Below are 1122 nucleotides of genomic sequence, written 5' to 3'. Positions count from 1 at the left end.
GGACGAGCCTTCCCCAGGAAACCTTAGTCATTCGGTGGACGGGATTCTCACCCGTCTTTCGCTACTCATACCGGCATTCTCACTTCTAAGCGCTCCACAAGTCCTCACGATCTTGCTTCACCGCCCTTAGAACGCTCTCCTACCATAGAACCAATGGTTCTATCCGTGGCTTCGGTATCTTGTTTAGCCCCGGTACATTTTCGGCGCAGGGCCACTCGACTAGTGAGCTATTACGCACTCTTTAAATGATGGCTGCTTCTAAGCCAACATCCTAGTTGTCTAAGCAGCCCCACATCCTTTTCCACTTAACAAGAATTTGGGGACCTTAGCCGACGGTCTGGGCTGTTTCCCTTTCCACTACGGATCTTATCACTCGCAGTGTGACTCCCGGATCTACATAACATGGCATTCGGAGTTTATCAGGATTCGGTAACCCGATAAGGGCCCCTAGTCCAAACAGTCGCTCTACCTCCATGATGCACTATCCGAGGCTAGCCCTAAAGCTATTTCGGAGAGAACCAGCTATCTCCAAGTTCGATTGGAATTTCTCCGCTACCCACACCTCATCCCAGCACTTTTCAACGTACTTGGGTTCGGGCCTCCAATGCGTTTCACCGCATCTTCACCCTGGACATGGGTAGGTCACTTGGTTTCGGGTCGACGACGGCATACTCTACGCCCTATTCAGACTCGCTTTCGCTGCGGCTCCACCTCTTCGGTTTAACCTTGCATGACATCGTCACTCGCCGGTCCATTCTACAAAAGGTACGCCATCACCCGTTAACGGGCTCTGACTACTTGTAAGCACACGGTTTCAGGTGCTGTTTCACTCCCCTTCCGGGGTTCTTTTCACCTTTCCCTCACGGTACTGGTTCACTATCGGTCACTAGGGAGTATTTAGGCTTGGGAGATGGTCCTCCCGGATTCCGACGGAATTTCTCGTGTTCCGCCGTACTCAGGATCCCGGCTAGGCAAGGTTCGATGTCGCATACGGGGCTGTCACCCTGTCTCGCACAGCTTTCCAGCTGCTTCTGCTATCGTCTCTTGTCCATATCGCCGGTCCTACAACCCCAGAATGCAAGCATTCTGGTTTGGCCTCTTCCCGTTTCGCTCGCCGCTACT

Annotated in this window: 1 rRNA gene; it reads right to left on the bottom strand. The window is 52.8% G+C overall.

The features are described 5' to 3' along the window. A 23S ribosomal RNA gene (locus BMX79_RS12395) occupies positions 1-1122 on the bottom strand; the annotation flags it as partial.

The sequence above is a fragment of the Alkalibacterium pelagium genome (assembly GCF_900109325.1).
GTDB classification, from domain to species: domain Bacteria; phylum Bacillota; class Bacilli; order Lactobacillales; family Carnobacteriaceae_A; genus Alkalibacterium; species Alkalibacterium pelagium.
Note: the sequence above shows the minus strand (reverse complement) of the source record. Positions and strands in the feature narration are given on the sequence as shown.